This window comes from Micromonospora narathiwatensis, from assembly GCF_900089605.1.
GTDB lineage: Bacteria > Actinomycetota > Actinomycetes > Mycobacteriales > Micromonosporaceae > Micromonospora > Micromonospora narathiwatensis.
In genome coordinates this window covers 462,615-478,288 of the sequence record NZ_LT594324.1, presented here as the reverse complement: position 1 = coordinate 478,288, position 15,674 = coordinate 462,615, and the positions used below count along the sequence as shown (strand labels likewise).

Sequence of the window (15,674 nt, the reverse complement as noted above, 5' to 3'; positions counted from 1 at the left end):
CTCAGCTCTCCTCTCCGAGCCGGAGCACCTCGCCGAGGCGCATCCGGCGGTTGTTCAAAGCCTCGACGGTGACCGCGAAGCCGAGGGCCAGCACAGCCAGGCCCAGCACGCCGGCCACCAGGCCGGGTTCGAAAGCCGCCCGCACCGCCACCCCGCCGGTGAACGCGCGCAGGCCGAGCACCGGGGTGAGCAGCACCGGCAGCAGCGCGCCGACCAGCGCGCCGGTGAGCACCGACACCAGCACCAGCGGGGTCAGCTCCACCAGCAGCAGGCCCCGCCACTGGTGGCGGGACAGCCCCATGGTGCGCAACCGGGACAGCACCTGCCCCCGGCTGCGCGCCTCGGCGAGCACCGCGAACGCGAGCGCGAGCAGGCCGAGCACGCCGCCACCGACCGCACCGACGGTGAACCCGAAGACCAGCAGCCCGTTCACCCCGGTGCCGCCCAGCTCGGCGCGGACCGCCGAGCGGGTCAGCACCTCCGGCGGGCGGGGTCGGTCACCGGCGACGAAGGACCCGCTCCGCTGGTAGCGCTGCTGTCCGTCCTCGGCGACGCGGGCCACGGCATTCCGGTCGACCCCGGCACCGGCGAGCAGGAAGCCGGTGGGGGCGAGCGGGTGCGGTGCGTCCGCCGGCACCGCCGGCCAGGGCAGCACCAGGAAACGCGTCACGTTCTGGTCGACCAGCGGGAACTCCTCGACGGTGCCGGCGATGCGCACCGGCAGCCGGTTGCCCTGCACGTCCAGCCAGGCGGGTCGGCGCCCCTCCTCGTCGGCCAGCCCGGCGTCGGCGAACTCCTCGGCGAGGGCCGGGGAGACCAGCCCCGGCATCGGTGTCGCCGGGTCGCCGACGGCCCGCAGCGAGTCGGGCACGGTCACCGGTACGCCCGCCCGATCGGCCACCTCCGCGAAACGTTCACCGTCGACCAGCAGCACCCGGATCTCCCGTACGCGGCCGAGCCGGCCGGCCTGGTCGGCGTACGGGCGTTGGCTCGGCTCGACGAGCAGCGGGACGACCGCGTGCACCCCCGGCAGCGCGGCCAGCGCCTCGGTGGTGTCCGGGGCGAACCGCTCCCCGTTGACCAGGAGGTCCCCGGGGACGGCACGCACGGCGGCCTGGTCCCGGCCGTTCTCGATGCCGGCGGCCACCACCCCGCAGAACGCGGCGGTGGCGACGGCGAGCACCACCACGACGAGCGGGCCGGTGGTGGCGGCCCGGCCGGCGCGGGCGGTGCCGAGGAACGCGACGCTGCCCCGGGCCCGGGCGGCGGCCCGGCTGAACAGCCGCAGCGGCCACGGGTACGCGCGCAGCGCGACCAGCGCCGCGGCGACCGCCAGCAGCACCGGCACGGACACCAGCAGCGGGTCCACCGTCCCGTCGAGGGTCAGCCCTCGCCGGCGCAGCAGGAACGCCCCGAGCGCGGCGACCGCGAGCACGGTCACCTCGACGGTGAGCCGCGCGGCGGCGGAGCGGGCGCCGACCAGATCGGCCCGCCCACCGCCGCGCATGGCGGTGAGCGCGGTGGCCGGCGGGAGCAGCGTGGCCGCCACCGCGGCGAGCAGCACCCAGCGCAGGTCGGCGCCCTGACCGGGGAGGAGTCCGCCGAGCAGCCAGCCGGCGCCGGCGGCGAGCGGCAGCACCAGCGCCGACTCGGCCAGCCCACGGCGCAGCACGCTGGCGGTCGAGCCGCCCCGGGCGCGGATCAGCACGTACTCGGCGCGGCGCCGGCGTGCCGCCACCCGGGCGGCGAGCAGGACCAGGCCGGCCAGGGTGGCGAGCAGTCCGGCGGCGATGACGGCGAGCAGCGTACGGGCGGCGGCGAGCGACTCGGCGAAGCGCCGCAGCGGGATGTCGACGCCCTGGGTGAGGGTGAGCCCGGCCGGGCGGTTCCGTTCCAGGGCGGCCAGCCCGTCGATCAGCGCGCTGAGCTGGTCGGCGGTCATCCGGTCCGGCGAGATGCGGTAGCGCCAGCTGAAACTGATCGGCCAGCCGGCGGCCGCCGCGGCGTCGAAGCCGCGCTCGCTGGTCACGCCGACGCCCAGGAACGGCTGGCCGTCGCCCTCGGGCTCGCCGAGCCGCAGCATCGACGGCAGCGCGTCCCAGATCCCGTCGGTCCGGTCGTTGGGTCGGAACACACCCACCACGACGACCGGCCGCTTCTCCGCCACAGTGCCGTCCGGGCGCATCATGTTGTAGATGAACCGGTCGCCGGCGCGCAGCCCGAGCTGGCCGGCCACGGTGTCGGCCAGCGCGACCTCGATCGCGTCGTCCGGGTCCGTGTCGGGCCAGCGTCCCTCGACCAGGGTGGCCGCCTCCTGGATGCCGGTGACCACGCGCAGACTGACGTCGATCAGCCCCTTGTCGGCGGTCAGCTTCGGGCCGCGCAGCCGCCCGTACGTCGTCTGCGCCTGGTGCCACCGCTCCCCGATCGTCGCGCGGACGGCAGCGGGCATCTGGTTCTGCAGGGTGTCCAGGTCGCCGGCCCGGGTGGCGGCGATTCGGGAGCTGCTGTTCGACACCCGCTCCGGATCCGAGGTGTAGGTCAGGTCGCGGAGGGCCGGCTTCTGGCTCGCGACGTGCTCGCGCAGCCCCTGCCCGGTCAGCCGGTCCGCGACCCGGGGCACCGCCGTGATCAGCAGCGCGGTGACCAGGGTCAGCACGGCAAGCAGCAGGAAGTGCCCCCCGTACGCCCGCACCCGCCTGGCGACCGCCAGCAGACTCATCGTTCTCCCCCGATCCGGAGCTGGGCCGCGGCCACCCGCTGGCGGATGCCGGCGGTGATGACGGCGCTGAACGTCAGGGCGACCGCGAGCAGCCCGAGCGCGGTCGCCCCGACCGGCGTCCAGGGCAGGATGAAGGCCGCGTCGGGCACCGGTCGGCCGGCGGCCGGGGTGAGGATCACCAGCGGCACCATGGTGGCCGCGACCCCCGCCCCGACCAGCAGGCCCACCCCGACCCCGATGCCGGCGAGGAAGGTCTGCTCGGCCAGGAGCGCCCTTGCCAGCAGGCGCGGTGTCGCGCCGAGCGTGTGCAGCACGGCGAACTCCGTCATCCGGTGCCGGGTCGTCGCCCAGACGTCGACGGCCAGGCCGACCAGGGCGAGCAGCACCGCGCCGAGGGCGGCGGCGAGCAGCCCGGTGCGCGCCCCCAACCAGTACGGGTCCCGGGCCGCCTCCGCGGCGACCTGGCGCCGGTCGAGCAGGGTGGTCCCGGGCAGCGCGGCGAGGGCAGCCGCCGCGGCGGCGTGGTCGCCGCCGGTGCCCAGCCACCACTCGGACGGCGGCCGGACCGTGCCCTGCTGGCCCAGCAGCCAGTCGGCGGCGGCCGGCAGGTCCAGCAGGATCCCGTCCCGCTCGGTGGCAGGCACGGCCGCGACCTGCCCGACCAGCCGAACCGGCAGGGACACCCCGGAGAGCGAGAGGGTGACCGTGTCCCCGTTGTGGAGGTTCAACGCTGCCGCGGCGCCGGGCGTCATGAGCGCGGGCACCGCAGCGTCGTCCCCGGTCCGCACCACGGCGAACCGGGACGACGGCTGGCGCGCGAACTGCAGGAGCCCTTCCGGCAACTTCACCTCGTGCGTGACGTCCACGGTGGTGCCGCCGACCCCGGCCGACTCACCCGGGCCCCGCAGGGGATCGGTCAGCCGCCAGCCGGTGCCGAGGGAGAGCGGCAGCGCGCCCCCGCCGGCGTCGGTGAGCCGAAGCCCGTCGAGACGCAGCCGGTAGCTGGTGCCGGTCGCCGCGCCCGCGTCGGCCTCGAACCCGGTCAGGCGCAGCGGAGTACCGCCGGTTTCCGGCAGTTGGACGGAGAACGGCACCGGCCGGTCGCCCTGCCCCACCGCCAGCGGCAGCCGCCAGGTCGTACCGTCGTCGGTGGCGAGCAGCGCCACAACGGCGACCTGCGGCGCCCCGAACGGCGAGACAACCGGGGTACGGACGGTGCCGGCGAACTTTCGGGCGCCGGCCGGGAGGGTGACCCCGGGAGGCACGAGGCGGTGCGCCAGCCGGTCCAGCAGTTCCGGCGCGGACGCGCCACCGGCGGCGTCGTCGAGCCGGATCAGCCCCTTCGCGGCGGACGCGTCCAGGCTCACCACGGTCACCGGCAGGTCGTTGCGGCCCAGCCGGACGTCGTCGCGCCAGGCCGGCAGCACCCGCTCCACTCCGGGCACCACGGCCAGCGCGGCGGCCCGGTCGGCCGGCGCGACGCCGTTGCGCTCGGTCAGCCGCAGGTCGGTCCCGACGGTGTGCCGGGCCTGGTCCCTCTGCGAACGATCCCAGGAGGCCATCAGCGACCAGGCCAGGGTGCTGCTGCCGACGGCGAGGGCGAGTAGCAGCACCGGACCGGCGTGCGGCCGGCGGCCGGCCTGCCACATGCCGAGAATGGTGGCGGTCCACGGCCGCCGGTCGACGAAACGCTCGGCGAACCGGGTCGCCGGCGGCAGCAGCCGCAGCGCGACCACCGCCCCGGCCAGCACGCCGATGGTGGGCGCGGCGGCGAGCAGCGGGTCGATACCGAGCTGGCCGCCGGCCCCCGCGAGGGGCGAGGCGTACTGCCGCAGCTGGGTCCAGGCGAGTACGGCGAGCGCGACGAGCGCCAGGTCGACGCTGGCCCGCTGGACGGCCGCGCCCCGGGTCGGGCGGGACCGGGCCGCCATGTCGGCGACGTAGGTGCCGGCCCGACGCAGCGCCGGCATCACCATGGCGAGCAGGCAGCCGACCGCGGCCGCGACCGCCACCGCCCAGACCTGGCCGAGAGCGGCGTCGGCCAGCCGTAGGTCGGCACCGATCCACCGCACCGCCTCCGCGGTCAGCGGCGGTGCCAGCAGGAGGGCCGGAGCCACCACCAGGGTCGCCTCCCGTACGGCGAGGCCGGCGATCTGTCCACGGGCGGCGCCCCGGGCGCGCAGCAGCGCGGTCTGCGCCCGCCGGTCCTCGTTCAGCAACGCGGCGACCAGCACCAGCGCGTACCCGCCGAGAACCACGATCAGCAGCAGCGGGGTGAGCAGGGCGGACCTGCCCACCAGGTCGGCCCTGCCGAGCCGGTCGGCGAGCCGGCCCAGGTTGCTGACGGTCTGGGCGGAGGAGCCGAGCCCGGTGGCGTCGGGGATCTTCTCGGCGACGGTGGCCACCGCCGCCTTGACTCCGGCCAGCCGGCTCGGCTCGACGGTGGCGAGGTTGGGCGCGACCAGCCAGGCGGCGGACGTGGAGCCGGGGAAGGTGCGCTCGAAGTCGGCCGGGTCCAGCGTGAACGGCCCGTTCGAGGTGACCGCGTCGGTCCCCTGGCTGTCGCCGACGCCCGGCGCCAGCCGCCAGTACGGCTCGCTCGGGTCGCGGGGCCGCCAGGTGCCGGCGACCACCACCGCGCCGGCCCGCTCGGCACTGCGGTCGTAGAGCGGCACCCGGTCCCCGGTCCGCAGCCCGAGCTGGCCGGCGATCTTCTCCGGGAGGGTGACCTGCAACGGCGTCGCCCCGCGCGTCGGCCACGAGCCGGCGGTGAGTTCGGCGTGCGCGGGCAGGTCGGCCAGCGTGGCGAGGTTGGCGAACATCGGGTCGTTGCCGATCCGGGCGGCACCGAGGTCCCCGGTCAGCTCGCGTCCGGTGCCGTACCGGGCGGCGGCGACGGAGACCGGCACGCCGCCCAGCCCGTCGGCGAACTGGGCGCGGACCGCGCGGTCCCGCTCGGCGTACGCCGCGGTGTCCCGGCCGCCGGAGCCGCTGACCAGCAGGCTGCGTTCCTCGGCCGGGGCGGCGGCTAGTACCGCCCGTTGACCGGCGTCGACGGCTCGACGGTTGTAGTCGGAGAGCCCGGTGACCAGCGCGACCGCGACCAGCGCCGCGACCGCGGCGGCGAGTAGCAGCCCGCGCGCCTCGACGGCCCGCCTCCACACCAACTTCATCCGACGCCCTCCCCTGGCCCCCGGTCGGGCCGATGACAAGGGAGAGCGGTCGGGAGGCGGGAAAGGTTCGCACGCGTTACATGATCGTTACCTGTCGTCCACCCGGGGCACCGGCACCAGGGACCACCGGGCTGGCAGGACCCGCCCTAACCTGGATCGATGAAACCACGGGGAAGCTGGCCAGCGCTCGCGCTGCTGGCGCTCGCGCTGACCGGCTGCGGCGGGACCGGTCAAACACCCGGCCCGCTGGTGCCGGGCTGTGCCGTCCCGGACGACGAGGGCGCGGTGCTCGACGCGTACGCGGGCGACCCGGTCCTCGCCGTGCGGCCGGAGGGGGCGCGGCAGGTCGACGGCATCACCCGCACCACGGGCTGCCACCGGCTGAACAAGGAGGATGTGTCGAACACCTCGGTCTCGCTGGCCTGGCGGCCGGACCACGACTACGACGAGTCCACCCTGCGCCGGACCTATGATCACGTGGCAATCGACGGCGGCTGGTCGCCGGTGGCGGACCCTGCTCTCTCGCCGAACCTGTCCGGCGAGGTGAATCTCACCTACTGCCGAACCGTGCGGGGCGTACCCAGCCGGCTACAGGTCCGGTCGCAGGCGGCACAGCTTGCCGACGTCCGGCCGAGTTCGGCGGACCGGCCACCGTCCCCGCAGTGGTCGGTCACCGCCCCGGCCGCCATCTACCTCGACATCTACGCGTGGCCGGCGTGCGCGAAGCCCTGACCGACCCGGACGGAGGGCTTTGGTCCGGACGAAATGGAACGCCTGTACCGCGAGCTGGCCACGGCGAGAACCGAGGCCGAACGCATCCGCCAGGCCCTGCGACAGTGGCAGTCGCGGCACAAGCACTGCCGCCACCGCGACCTGGACACCCCCGACGGCCGGTGTCCGTGATGACCCCACCCCGCTGGATCATCCACCTGCCCACCACGCTGACCAGCCAGGACGAGGCCGGCGCGCTCGCCGTGACGCTCCGCGACTCGCTCGGCCACGTCACCGCCATCGACTTCGGTGAGACCACGCTCAGCGAGGAGGACCGGCAGTTCGTGCGTACCCGGATCTGGTGTGACGCCCGGCTCGACGGCGCCGGCCGCTGCCGACGCCGCGACGACCACGACGGCCTCTGCGCACCCACCGACGACCGGAGTGCCGCCGGCTGACCTAGCCGCCTCCGGCCGGGTGCGCTCCGATGCCACTACTTCCCGGATCGAGCACGATCCTGGTGTGGGGCGAGGCAGCGGTCAGGCCCGGGGGCGGTCGCGGTCCTTGGAGGGCTGCACCCGCTTCGGTTCGCCCGGCATCTTCGGGTATTCCGGCGGGTACGGCATGTCGCCCTGCCCGGCGGCGGCGTCCCGCTCGGCCCACTCCAGCAGCGGGGTGATGTCCCACGGGGTGTCGTCGATGCCCGCGTGCGGGTCTCCCCGCTCGGCCACCCGGGCCGGCACGCTGCGCAGATCGAAGTCGTCCGGGTCGACCTGGGTCAGCTCGTCCCAGTCGACCGGGGTGGAGACGGTGGCCCGCGCGTTGGCCCGCAGCGAGTAAGCGCAGGCGATGGTCCGGTCCCGGGCCATCTGGTTGAAGTCCACGAAGACCCGGCTGCCGCGCTCCTCCTTCCACCAGGCCGTGGTCACCAACTCGGGGCGGCGGCGCTCCAGCTCGCGGGCCAGCGCGATGGTGGCCCGGCGCACCTCGACGAACGTCCAGCGCGGCTGGATGCGCAGGTAGACGTGCACGCCCCGGCCGCCGGAGGTCTTCGGCCAGCCGGTCGCCCCCAGCTCGTCGAGCAGCGCCCGCAGCTCGCCGGCGGCGGTGACCGCGTCGGTGAAGTCCGTGCCGGGCTGCGGATCCAGGTCGATCCGCAGCTCATCCGGCTGGTCGACGTCGGCGGCGCGGACCGGCCACGGGTGGAAGACCACCGTGCCCATCTGGGCGGCCCAGGCCACGTGCGCCAGGTCGGCCGGGCACAACTCCGCCGCCTTCCGGCCACTGGGGAAGGCGATCTCCGCGGTCGCCACCCACGGGGGTACGCCCCGGGCCGGCACCCGCTTCTGGAAGAACATCTCCCCCTCGATGCCCTCGGGGAAGCGCTGCAACGTGGTCGGCCGGTCGCGCAGGGCGCGCATGATCCCCTCACCGACCGCGAGGTAGTAGTGGAAGACGTCCGCCTTGGTGAAGCCGCGCTGCGGGAAGATCACCCGGTCCGGGCTGCTGAGCCGTACGGTGTGCCCGGCGACCTCGATCTCCTCGGCTGCGGCCTTGCTGCCAGCCATTGCGCGACGATATGCGATGCCACCGACGCCCGGCGTACCGTTGACCGGTGAGTCTTGACGAGAACGAGCTGCCCCGTACCGAGGAAGAGTGGCGGGTCCGGCTCAGCCCTGAGGAATTCCGGGTGCTCCGCCAGGCCGGCACCGAGCGGCCGTGGACCGGCGAGTACGTCGACACCAAGACCCCCGGTGTCTACCACTGCCGGGCCTGCGGTGCGGAGCTGTTCCGCAGCGAGGACAAGTTCGACTCGCACTGTGGCTGGCCGAGCTTCGACGACGCCATCCCCGGGGCGGTGAAGGAGATCCCCGACAACACCCTCGGCATGCGGCGTACGGAGATCCGCTGCGCCCGGTGCGACAGCCACCTCGGGCACGTCTTCGAGGGTGAGGGATTCACCCCGAAGGACACCCGGCACTGCGTGAACTCGGTCTCCATCCGGCTGGATCCCCGCTAGCCTTGGGCCACAGGTCCGTTTTCGGGGGGTTTGGCATGGCTACCTGCGAGGTCTGCGGCAACGACTACTGGATGGCGTTCGAGGTGCGTACGGTCAACGGGGCCACGCACACCTTCGACTGCTTCGAGTGCGCGATCCACAAGATGGCGCCGATCTGCGAGCACTGCCAGATCAAGATCGTCGGCCACGGCGTCGAGGTCAACGGCCGCTTCTTCTGCTGCGCGCACTGCGCCCGGGCGGTGGAGGGCGCCCAGGGCGCCGAGGTCCGCGACGCGGTGGGCGCCCGACCTGCCTGACCCCGGGCCGACCGCGCCCGGGCCGGGGACGGCATCACCGTCGGTAGCCGGTAGGCCGTTGCGCCGCCGCCACGAGCTGACGGCGGCCGTAACCGGGCGGTAAGGGTCGGAACGCTCGGCCGTGGATAGCATCCCGGCCATGCCTGCCTCCAGATCGCCACTGCTGCCGCTCACGCTGACCGCCGTTCTCGCCCTCGGCGGTTGCGCAGGCGCCGACCAGCCGACCGACGACGCGGCCCCGGCCGCCTCAGCCCCGGTGGCCCCGACCGCCTCGGTGCCGGCGGGCTCAACCTCGACGTCCGTCGCCACGTCGAGCGGCCCCGCCGCGCCGGTGCCCGCCACGCTGGACTTCACCGCGCGCACCATCGACGGCGGGTCGTTCACCGGCGGCAGCCTCGCCGGCAAGCCGGCCGTGCTTTGGTTCTGGGCGGCCTGGTGCAGTCGCTGCCGGAGCGTCGCCGACGACGTGGCCGCCGTGCGGCGGGACAATGCCGGCCGGGTCAACCTGATCGGCGTGGCCGGGCTTGGCAGCGGCGCCGACGCCATGCGCCGGTTCGCCCGGGACACCGGCATCGCCGCCTTCCCCAACCTGGCCGACGACGAGGGCGCGGTGTGGCGCCGGTTCGGCGTCACCAGCCAGGAGTGGTACGTGCTGCTCGACTCCACCGGGAAGGTGGTGCACTCCGGGGCGCTGTCCCAGGCGGAGCTGCGCCGGCGCGTCGCCGAGCTGGCCTGACATGCCCGACGCCCCCTACGGTCTGGCCGTCGCGGCCGGTCTGCTCGCCGCAGTGAACCCGTGCGGGTTCGCGCTGCTGCCCGCGTACCTGTCGGTACTGGTGCTGGGCGACGGCCCGGCGGCCGCCCGGGGACCGCTCGCCCCGGTGGGCCGGGCGCTGGCCCTGACCGGCGCGATGACCGCCGGTTTCGTCGCGGTCTTCGGCGCGTTCGGCCTGCTCGCCGGGCCGGTCGCGGACGCGGTCGCGCACCGGCTGCCGTGGGTGTCGGTGCTCATCGGCGCGGCGCTGGTACTGGCCGGCGGGTGGCTCCTCGCCGGTCGGCAACTACCGGCCGTCACCTCGCGACCGGCGGCCGGCCCGGCCGTCCAGGCCCGGTTCGGCTCGATGGCGCTCTTCGGTGTGGCGTACGCGGTGGCCTCGCTCGGCTGCACGGTCGGGCCGTTCCTCGCCGTGGTGGTGGCCGGCTTCCGGGCCGGCAGCGCGGCCGCCGGGATCGGCCTCTTCGTGGCATACGCCCTCGGCATGGGGATGGCGGTTGGCGCGGCGGCCCTCGCCGTGGCGCTGGCCCGGGAGTCCCTGGTCCGGCGCACCCGGCGGGCCGCGCCGCTGCTCGGCCGGCTCGCCGGCCTGCTGCTGGTGCTCACCGGCGGCTACGTCGCCTGGTACGGCTGGTACGAGGTCCGGCTCTTCGCCGGCGGCGACGCCGACGACCCGGTGGTCGCCGCCGCCGGCCGGGCGCAGGGCGCGGTGAGCGGGTGGTTGGCCGGGCTGGGCCCGTGGGCCGTCGCCGGCGTCGTCGCCGCGCTGCTCGGGGCAGCCGTCGCCGGCACGCTGGTCCGCCGCCGGGCCACCGCCGCCCGAGCCGACGCGGAAGCCGGCGTCGAGGCCACTCCGGTCCGGGGCAGCCAGAGCCGCGACGTGGACGCGACCTAACATCGCGGGATGCCCATCGAGTCCCACGTCGCGAGCTTCGCCGAGCTGGACGCCCGCACCTTCCACGACCTGCTCCGGCTGCGCATCGACACGTTCGTGGTGGAGCAGTCCTGCCCGTACCCGGAACTGGACGGCCGGGACGTCGAACCCGGGACCCGGCACCTCTGGCTGACCCGGGACGGCGCGGTGGTGGCGTACCTGCGGATCCTGACCGACCCCGGCGGCGTGGCGCGGATCGGTCGGGTGGTGGTGGCGCCGGCGGCCCGCGGCGCGGGCCTGGCCGGCCGGCTGATGACCGAGGCGCTGGCCCTGGTCGGCGCGGGCCCGTGCGTGCTGGAGGCGCAGAGCCACCTGGCCGCCTTCTACGCCGGCCACGGCTTCACGGTCAGCGGGCCCGACTACCTGGAAGACGGCATCCCGCACACCCCGATGCGGCGGGAGGGCCGGCCGGCCGCCTGAGAAGACATTGACGCACGCCGCTTTCTTGTGGGAGCGTGCCAGGCAGAGCCGTCGCGGGAGTAACCCAACGGGGCGCAGGAGGGGGCAACTCCGCGCCGTCCGGGCGTCGTCAACCGACCTCACCCCGGAGGCTCACATGTCCACACCGCCCCGCCGCCGCACCCTGGTCGCGACGGCGTTCCTCGCCGTCGGCACGCTCGTCGCGGCGCTGCTCACCACCGTCCTGGCCAGCCCGGCCTCCGCGCACGGGTCCGTGGTGGACCCGGCGTCACGCAACTACGGCTGCTGGCAGCGCTGGGGCAGCGACTTCCAGAACCCGGCGATGGCCACCCAGGACCCGATGTGCTGGCAGGCCTGGCAGGCCGACCCGAACGCCATGTGGAACTGGAACGGCCTGTTCCGCGAGGGCGTCGCCGGCAACCACCAGGCGGCCATCCCGGACGGCCAACTGTGCAGCGGTGGCCGCACCCAGTCCGGCCGGTACAACGCCCTCGACACCGTCGGCGCCTGGAAGACCACGTCGATCGGCAACAACTTCCGGATCAAGTTCTTCGACCAGGCCAGCCACGGCGCCGACTACATCCGGGTGTACGTGACGAAGCAGGGCTTCAACGCGCTGACCAAGCCGCTGGCCTGGAGCGACCTGGAACTGGTCGGCCAGATCGGCAACACGCCGGCAGCCAAGTGGACCCCGGAGACGGGCGGCGTCTCCATCCAGGTGCCGGGTAACGCCCCCGGCCGCACCGGCCGGCACATCGTCTACACCATCTGGCAGGCCAGCCACATGGACCAGTCCTACTACATCTGCAGCGACGTCGACTTCGGTGGCGGCTCGACCACCCCGCCCACCACCGCGCCGCCGACCACGGCCCCGCCGACGACCGCTCCCCCGACGACCGCCCCGCCGACCACCGCCCCGCCGACCACCGCTCCCCCGACCACCCGGCCGCCGGCCGGGGCCTGCTCCGCCGTCTACCGGATCACCAACTCCTGGACCGGCGGTTTCCAGGCCGAGGTGACCGTGACCGCCGGCGCCTCGGCGATCAAGGGCTGGACGGTCACCTGGACGTACACGGGCGGCCAGCAGATCAGCCAGTCGTGGAACGCCACGGTGACCAGCAGCGGGTCCACGGTGACCGCCAAGAACGTCGACTACAACGGGTCACTGGCCGCCGGGGCGCAGACCACCTTCGGCTTCCTCGCCTCCGGCAACAGTGCCACCCCCACTCCGACCTGCACCGCGACCGTCTGACGAGAAAGTGGGCAGGGGCCCCGGCAGCACGCCGGGGCCCCGCTCTCACACCAGGCAGGTGACGATGTCGGCGATGGGCCGGCGGCGGCCGGTGTAGAAGGGAACCTCCTCACGGACGTGCCGACGGGCCCGGGAGCCCCGCAGGTCGCGCATCAGGTCGACGATCCGGTGCAGCTCGTCGGCCTCGAAGGCGAGCATCCACTCGTAGTCGCCGAGGGCGAAGGAGGCCACCGTGTTGGCCCGCACGTCCGGGTAGCCGCGGGCCATCTGCCCGTGCTCGGCGAGCATCTCGCGCCGCTCGGCGTCCGGCAGCAGGTACCACTCGTACGAGCGGACGAACGGGTAGACGCAGACGTAGGCCCGGGCCTCCTCGTCGGCCAGGAACGCCGGGATGTGGCTCTTGTTGAACTCGGCCGGCCGGTGCAGCGCCAGCTGCGACCAGACCGGGGTGAGCGCCCGGCCCAGCGTGGTCCGGCGGAACCGCAGGTACGCGTCCTGGAGCGCGTCGCTCGACGAGGAGTGCCACCAGATCATCAGGTCGGCGTCGGCGCGCAGGCCGGACACGTCGTACGTGCCCCGGATGGTCACGTCCTTGCCGGCCAACTCGGCGAAGAGGGACTCGACCTCGTCGACGACGTTCTCGCGCAGCGACGGGAGCGGACTGGTCGCCCGGTACACCGACCACATGGTGTAGCGGATGGTCTCGTTGAGCTCCCGCAGCCGCGCCGCGTTGGTCTGCTCGGTCATGCTGCCGATCCTCCCAGTGCTGTGATGATCTCCTCGGCCGCGGTCTCGCCGGAGCGGACGCAGACCGGGATGCCGACGCCGTCGTAGCCGGCCCCGGCCAGGGCCAGGGTCGGGTGGGCGGCCCGCAACGCCGCCCGGACCGCCGCCACCCGGCCGAGGTGCCCGGGCGTGTACTGCGGCAGGGAACCGCCCCACCGCTGCACGTGCCGGCCGACCGGGCTGGGCAGCGGGACACCCAGCACCTTCGACAGCTCCCGGTGCACGGTGGCGACCAGGTCCTCGTCGGTGAGTTGCAGCGATGTCTCGTCGCCGTACCGGCCGACGGAGGCGCGGACCAGGGCGACGCCGTCCGCCCGGCGCAGGTGCCCCCACTTGGTGGTGAAGAACGTCGACGCCTTAATCAGCAGCCCCTCGGTGGCCGGCACCAGGAACCCGGACAGCTCCGGCAGCTCCGGCTCCGGCAGGGCCATGGTAATCAGCGCGACGCTGGCGTAGTCCAGCCCGCCGACGGTGGCGGCCACCTCGGGCGCCGGGCCGTCGAGCAGCCGGGCGGCCGGACGGGCCGGCACGGCGAGCACCACCGCGTCCACGTCGACGTAGTCAGGATCACGGGTGGGGCCGACGGTCAGCCGCCAGCCGGTGGCGGTGCGGTGCAGCTCCCGGACCGCCGCGTCCCGGCGGATCGTCGCGCCGCTGGCGGATGCCGCCGCCTCGACCAGGGTGCTCAGCCCGCCGGCGAGGGTGCCGAAGACCGGCGCGCCGGGGACGCGGGGCGCGGCGGCCTGCGCCGCCCGGACCGCACCGACCAGGGTGTGCTCGACCCGGGCCGCCCGAGCCAGGGCCGGCATGGTGGTGACCAGGGAGAGGTTGTCGGCCCGGCCCGCGTAGACGCCACCGAGCATCGGGTCGACCAGCCGGTCCACCACCTCGTCGCCGAGGCGGGCGCGGACCAGCGCGCCGACCGGCACGTCGGCGTCCGAACCGAGCAGCGGGCGGCCGGCGTCCCGGTCGGCGTCCGCCGCCGGCCGGGCCACCGCCGCCACCTTGTCCAGGTCCCCGGGTACGCCGACCAGGGTGCCGCCCGGCACCGGGCGCAACCCGCCGTCGACGACGAGCGCGGCCTGCCCGACGCTCGGGTGCACGATCGACCCGGCCAGGCCGAGCCTACGGACCAGGGCCACCGCGGCGGACTCCCCGCCGGCCGGGTCGCGCATCAGGAACGACTCGGCGCCGAACTCGACGGGGCCACCGGCCAGCTCACCGGTGCGCAGCTTCCCGCCGAGCCGGCCGGACTGCTCGTACACGGTGATCTCGGTACCGGCGGGGGCGCGGTCGCGCAACCGGACGGCGGCGGCCAATCCGGCGATCCCACCACCGACGATCGCCACCCGGCTCGGTCGCGCCACGGCCCCTCCTCTTATTCGACGGGCCGCGCGCTGAGCTCGTGCACCAGCGCGACCACCCGGGTCAGCACGTCGGGATCGGTCTCCGGCAGCACGCCGTGGCCGAGGTTGAACACGTGACCGGGGGCGGCCCGCCCCTGGTCGACGATGCGGCGTACCTCCGCCTCCACCACCGGCCAGGGGGCGAACAGCACGCACGGGTCGAGGTTGCCCTGCACGGCCTTGTCCGGGCCGATCCGGCGGGTCGCCACGTCCAGCGGCGTACGCCAGTCCACGCCGACCACGTCGGCGCCGGCCTCGCCCATCGCGCCGAGCAGCTCGGCGGTGCCCACCCCGAAGTGGATCCGGGGCACCGCGTCGGCCAGGCCACCGAGCACCCGGGTCGAGTGCGGCAGCACGTAGCGCCGGTAGTCGGCCTCGGAGAGCGCGCCGGCCCAGGAGTCGAAGAGCTGCACCGCGGAGACCCCGGCGTCGACCTGCACCCGCAGGAAGGAGAGCGTCACGTCGGCCAGCCGGTCGCAGAGCGCGTGCCACAGCTCCGGGTCGCCGTACATCAGCGCCTTGGTCTTCGCGTGGGTCCGCGACGGCCCGCCCTCGACCAGGTAGCTGGCCAGGGTGAACGGGGCGCCGGCGAAGCCGATCAGCGGGGTGTCGCCCAGCTCGGCGACGAGCAGCCGGACCGCCTCGTCCACATAGGACACGTCGTCGCGGGTGATCGGTCGGATCCGGTCGACGTCGGCGGCGGCGCGGACCGGCTCGGCCACCACCGGCCCGGTGCCGGGCACGATGTCCAGGTCGACGCCGGCGGCGGCCACCGGCACCACGATGTCGCTGAACAGGATCGCCGCGTCCACCCCGTGCCGGCGCACCGGCTGGAGGGTGATCTCGGTGACCAGTTCGGGGCGGCGGCACGACTCCAGCATCGGCACGTTGGCCCGGATCTCCCGGTACTCCGGCAGCGAGCGACCGGCCTGGCGCATGAACCACACGGGGGTGTGCGGCACGGGCTCCCGCCGGCAGGCGCGGACGAAGGACGAGTGGGCCGGCCCACCGGGGCGGGTTTGTCCGTCTCGGGCGGCGGTGCCCGTGGTGTCGGTGCTCATCGCGGCAATCGTGCCACGCCGGCCGATCCGGCCCGCCGCCCCCATCACCTTTTGTGACGTAGAAGAAGGGCCTGCTGACACCGGCCGCCGCTGTCACATGATCGTGACCGCCGCTCGG

13 protein-coding genes and 2 pseudogenes are annotated in these 15,674 nt (G+C 74.9%); 9 read left to right on the top strand and 6 right to left on the bottom strand.

The features are described from left to right. Position 1: 1 nt before the first annotated feature. The gene (locus tag GA0070621_RS02125) at positions 2-2,722 is read right to left on the bottom strand and encodes an FtsX-like permease family protein (RefSeq protein WP_091191132.1); all 2,721 of its coding nucleotides are present in this window, start codon (positions 2,720-2,722) and stop codon (positions 2-4) included. Continuing rightward, positions 2,719-5,895 carry an ABC transporter permease gene (locus GA0070621_RS02120; RefSeq protein WP_091191130.1) on the bottom strand — a complete coding sequence of 1,059 codons (3,177 nt, stop codon included), beginning with the start codon at positions 5,893-5,895 and terminating at the stop codon, positions 2,719-2,721. Before GA0070621_RS02120 ends, GA0070621_RS02125 begins: the two co-directional genes overlap by 4 nt. A 159-nt stretch (positions 5,896-6,054) precedes the next feature. Between GA0070621_RS02120 and GA0070621_RS02115 the strand changes: the two genes are divergently transcribed. The 3 genes and pseudogenes from GA0070621_RS02115 to GA0070621_RS02105 all read left to right on the top strand — a co-directional run. Beyond that, on the top strand, positions 6,055-6,627 hold the full coding sequence (locus GA0070621_RS02115) for a hypothetical protein (protein WP_091191128.1): 573 nt from the start codon (positions 6,055-6,057) through the stop codon (positions 6,625-6,627). Further along, positions 6,512-6,798 (top strand): annotated as a pseudogene (locus GA0070621_RS31225) (DivIVA domain-containing protein). Before GA0070621_RS02115 ends, GA0070621_RS31225 begins: the two are co-directional and overlap by 116 nt. Beyond that, positions 6,798-7,061: pseudogene (locus tag GA0070621_RS02105) on the top strand (hypothetical protein); the annotation flags it as partial. The pseudogenes GA0070621_RS31225 and GA0070621_RS02105, both read left to right, overlap by 1 nt. 84 nt (positions 7,062-7,145) lie before the next feature. Here the strand turns inward: GA0070621_RS02105 and ligD are convergent. Further along, positions 7,146-8,174, bottom strand: coding sequence for a non-homologous end-joining DNA ligase (ligD, locus tag GA0070621_RS02100; RefSeq protein ID WP_091191125.1), 1,029 nt, complete (start codon positions 8,172-8,174; stop codon positions 7,146-7,148). Between the two features lie 47 nt (positions 8,175-8,221). Here ligD and msrB point away from each other — a divergent pair, with 47 nt between their 5' ends. The 6 genes from msrB (at position 8,222) to GA0070621_RS02070 (ending at position 12,303) form a co-directional block, all read left to right on the top strand. Next, a complete protein-coding gene (msrB, locus tag GA0070621_RS02095; RefSeq protein ID WP_091191123.1) occupies positions 8,222-8,626 on the top strand; it encodes a peptide-methionine (R)-S-oxide reductase MsrB in 405 nt (134 codons plus the stop codon). 35 nt (positions 8,627-8,661) lie between these two features. Further along, positions 8,662-8,922, top strand: a complete 261-nt coding sequence (locus tag GA0070621_RS02090) for a Prokaryotic metallothionein (protein ID WP_091191121.1) — start codon at positions 8,662-8,664, stop codon at positions 8,920-8,922. A gap of 139 nt (positions 8,923-9,061) precedes the next feature. Beyond that, entirely contained in the window at positions 9,062-9,658 is a 597-nt protein-coding gene (locus GA0070621_RS02085) for a redoxin domain-containing protein (protein ID WP_091191119.1), read from the top strand. Between the two features lies 1 nt (position 9,659). Continuing rightward, positions 9,660-10,592, top strand: coding sequence for a cytochrome c biogenesis CcdA family protein (locus GA0070621_RS02080; RefSeq protein WP_091191117.1), 933 nt, complete (start codon positions 9,660-9,662; stop codon positions 10,590-10,592). Between the two features lie 9 nt (positions 10,593-10,601). After that, complete coding sequence (locus GA0070621_RS02075; RefSeq protein ID WP_091191115.1) at positions 10,602-11,051, top strand: GNAT family N-acetyltransferase; 450 nt, start codon at positions 10,602-10,604, stop codon at positions 11,049-11,051. Between the two features lie 136 nt (positions 11,052-11,187). Beyond that, positions 11,188-12,303, top strand: coding sequence for a lytic polysaccharide monooxygenase auxiliary activity family 9 protein (locus tag GA0070621_RS02070; protein ID WP_091191113.1), 1,116 nt, complete (start codon positions 11,188-11,190; stop codon positions 12,301-12,303). A gap of 45 nt (positions 12,304-12,348) precedes the next feature. On the opposite strand, the gene hemQ is transcribed toward GA0070621_RS02070, so the two are convergent. The 3 genes from hemQ to hemE are packed head-to-tail and all read right to left on the bottom strand — an operon-like array spanning position 12,349 to position 15,556. Continuing rightward, the gene (gene hemQ / locus GA0070621_RS02065) at positions 12,349-13,050 is read right to left on the bottom strand and encodes a hydrogen peroxide-dependent heme synthase (protein ID WP_091191111.1); all 702 of its coding nucleotides are present in this window, start codon (positions 13,048-13,050) and stop codon (positions 12,349-12,351) included. After that, the gene (gene hemG / locus GA0070621_RS02060) at positions 13,047-14,456 is read right to left on the bottom strand and encodes a protoporphyrinogen oxidase (protein WP_091191110.1); all 1,410 of its coding nucleotides are present in this window, start codon (positions 14,454-14,456) and stop codon (positions 13,047-13,049) included. The genes hemQ and hemG overlap by 4 nt, the downstream gene beginning before the upstream one ends. 11 nt (positions 14,457-14,467) lie before the next feature. Further along, the gene (gene hemE, locus GA0070621_RS02055) at positions 14,468-15,556 is read right to left on the bottom strand and encodes a uroporphyrinogen decarboxylase (RefSeq protein ID WP_091191107.1); all 1,089 of its coding nucleotides are present in this window, start codon (positions 15,554-15,556) and stop codon (positions 14,468-14,470) included. Positions 15,557-15,674 lie beyond the last annotated feature (118 nt).

Bases quoted from the DNA above. Each gene is read 5' to 3' on its own strand.
- GA0070621_RS02125 (WP_091191132.1), bottom strand. From the start codon at position 2,722: ATGAGTCTGCTGGCGGTCGCCAGGCGGGTGCGGGCGTACGGGGGGCAC.
- ligD (WP_091191125.1), bottom strand. From the start codon at position 8,174: ATGGCTGGCAGCAAGGCCGCAGCCGAGGAGATCGAGGTCGCCGGGCAC.
- GA0070621_RS02080 (WP_091191117.1), top strand. From the start codon at position 9,660: ATGCCCGACGCCCCCTACGGTCTGGCCGTCGCGGCCGGTCTGCTCGCC.
- GA0070621_RS02075 (WP_091191115.1), top strand. From the start codon at position 10,602: ATGCCCATCGAGTCCCACGTCGCGAGCTTCGCCGAGCTGGACGCCCGC.
- hemQ (WP_091191111.1), bottom strand. From the start codon at position 13,050: ATGACCGAGCAGACCAACGCGGCGCGGCTGCGGGAGCTCAACGAGACC.
- GA0070621_RS02090 (WP_091191121.1), top strand. From the start codon at position 8,662: ATGGCTACCTGCGAGGTCTGCGGCAACGACTACTGGATGGCGTTCGAG.
- GA0070621_RS02120 (WP_091191130.1), bottom strand. From the start codon at position 5,895: ATGAAGTTGGTGTGGAGGCGGGCCGTCGAGGCGCGCGGGCTGCTACTC.
- hemE (WP_091191107.1), bottom strand. From the start codon at position 15,556: ATGAGCACCGACACCACGGGCACCGCCGCCCGAGACGGACAAACCCGC.
- GA0070621_RS02115 (WP_091191128.1), top strand. From the start codon at position 6,055: ATGAAACCACGGGGAAGCTGGCCAGCGCTCGCGCTGCTGGCGCTCGCG.
- GA0070621_RS02085 (WP_091191119.1), top strand. From the start codon at position 9,062: ATGCCTGCCTCCAGATCGCCACTGCTGCCGCTCACGCTGACCGCCGTT.
- GA0070621_RS02070 (WP_091191113.1), top strand. From the start codon at position 11,188: ATGTCCACACCGCCCCGCCGCCGCACCCTGGTCGCGACGGCGTTCCTC.